We start from the raw sequence: 2,235 nt of genomic DNA, 5'->3' as shown, positions 1-2,235 counted from the left end.
TTAGGGGGAGAGTGGCGCGCAAGGGCGGCGGGGGGTGGTCCCACTGGGGGGTTGGGGCGGGGAGCGGGGGGGCCCCCCCCGACGGCCTGGTCGGTGACCCTTCCGCGGGCCGGGATGACACCGGTCGGCTGCGGACCGGCGGCGGTGGTGTGCGCGGACCGCACGGGGGCCGTCGGCTACGACCGTTCCGGCGGACGGGTGCTGTGGAGCAGCACCGTGGAGGCGGGGATGCTCCCGGTCGGCGACGGCGGGCGGCTCTGGTCCGTGGACTCCGACGGCTCGGTGCGGGCACGCGACGCGCGCAGCGGCGACACGGTCTGGCGTTCGTCCGACCCGGTTCCCGGTGCGCAGTCCGTCGCCCTGCCGCTGCCGGGCCTGCTGCTGGTCACCGGAGCGGACGGAACGCTGCACGGCTACGACGCGGCCGGAGGGCGCCGACTGTGGAGCAGTACGGCGCTGGGCACTTCGTTCCGCATCCAGGGCATGCCGTCGGCGGGGTTTCTGATCGTCACGCTCCTCGGGGACCCGGCCCGGCTCGCCAAGGGCGCCCTCCGGTTCGTGGCACTCGACAGCGCGACCGGACGCCAACGCTGGTCGCTCGACGCCCAGGACCTGTACGCGCCGCCGGACGGGAGCCGGCTGTACGCCCTGGGCGCGGATCTCGCCCTCACCGCCGTGGACGGCCAGAACGCAACCGCGCTCTGGAGCCGGCCCACCGGTCTTCCGTCCGGGACCGTGTACACCGGTTTCTACCAGGGTTCGCTCTCACTCCGCCAAGGAGTGGTCACCTGCCTGCCCCTCACCGCGACGACGGCCACGAACGGGAAGGTCATGACGGCAGCCTTCGACACCGAGGGCGCCCGGCTCTGGACCGGCTCGCGCACCGGCGTCATCACCGGGTGCGCGGACGCCGGAACCGTCGTCGTGACCGGCGGCCCGCAGGACGCGTCCGCCCTCGACCTGCGCACCGGGCGTACCGCGTGGACCTGGCCGTCGCCACACGGCGCCGCCACCGTGTGGGGCGCCGTCGGAGGGTCGTTCCTGATCACTGCGCCCACCGCCGCCGACGGGATCACCGTGCAGTCGCTCACCAGCGCCGCCGGCACCCCGCAATGGCACCAGACGTTCGCCCGGCAGCCAGGGGCCCCGCAAGTCCTCGCCCAGGACTCGGCCCTGCTGGTCGGCTACGGGACCACCCTGACCGCCTATCACCTGTCAGCCGGCTGACAGCCTCCGAAGGGTTCATCACGAGATGGCCGAGATCGAGGACACCCCACCCGCCACCGAACCGCTGCCGACCCTCCCGGGCACCCGCCCCCTGCCGCCACAGCCCACTCCCGCCACCCTCCCCGACCCGGCGGACCTGCGCCCGGCCGGACCTACCCGGCGGTGGACCTGGCTGCTCGGAGGCGTCACGACTGGGGCGGGCGCCGCAGCGCTCGTCCTGGGCCTGGTGGCCAACCTCGTCACCCCGGCGGCGACCGCGGGGACGACGGCCACGACGACCGTCTCCGCCGCGGCGACCGTGTCCGCCGCGACGACCGTCTCGCCCGCGCCGAGGCTCTCGGGCTCGCCCGCGCCGACCCTCTCGGTCACGCCCGCGGCCTCCGGACCGGCGAGCCCTACGACGGCGCCCTACACCACCTTGGCCGCGGGCTGCGCCCTGCTTCGCCCCGAGACGGTCGACCGCTATGCGAAGGGAGCCTCGTGCAGCGAGCAAAAGGACGTCGGGGGCATGACCAATGCGAGCGCGGGCTGGAACAGCAATGACGCAGGCATGACCATGATGCAGGTCATGGTCTTGCTGTCCCCGATCGCCGACAACCTCTACGAGAACACCCTGGTCGGGCACCGGACCGGGGGGGCCACCATCGGAATGAAGGTCACTGACGACCGGGCCGTTCCCGGCATGGGGGAGAAGGCAACCCTGCTCTACACCACCTTGAATGGGCACGGCCACGCCGACCTCGTGGTGCTCCAGCGCAACGCGCTTATCACCATCAGCTATGAAAAGCACACCTTTTCCGGGCCTACCGTGAAGGACATCCCGCCCGCCGACGCCGAAGCCGCCGCCACCGCCTGCGCCCAGGACGTCGTGGCCACGCTCGCCGCCTCGTGAAACCGCGACGGCACCGACCCGGGCCCTGATATGTAGGGCGTTTTGTCAAGCGGTGCAGGGCTGGTCACACCCTCGTCGGGACGGGGTGTGGCCAATGAAGCGATGGGGCTGGTGGG

At 72.9% G+C, this 2,235-nt stretch carries 2 protein-coding genes; both read left to right on the top strand.

Annotated features, from left to right (window positions below):
* Positions 1–93: 93 nt before the first annotated feature.
* The gene (locus ACFQ87_RS45800) at positions 94–1,227 is read left to right on the top strand and encodes a PQQ-binding-like beta-propeller repeat protein (protein WP_380616979.1); all 1,134 of its coding nucleotides are present in this window, start codon (positions 94–96) and stop codon (positions 1,225–1,227) included.
* 25 nt (positions 1,228–1,252) lie between these two features.
* Positions 1,253–2,119: a hypothetical protein gene (locus tag ACFQ87_RS45795; protein WP_380616978.1), complete on the top strand. Its 867-nt coding sequence runs from the start codon at positions 1,253–1,255 to the stop codon at positions 2,117–2,119.
* Positions 2,120–2,235: the final 116 nt, after the last annotated feature.

Source organism: Kitasatospora sp. NPDC056531 (genome assembly GCF_042794375.1).
In the GTDB taxonomy this organism is placed as follows: Bacteria; Actinomycetota; Actinomycetes; order Streptomycetales; family Streptomycetaceae; genus Kitasatospora.
This window is presented reverse-complemented; position numbering and strand designations above follow the sequence as displayed.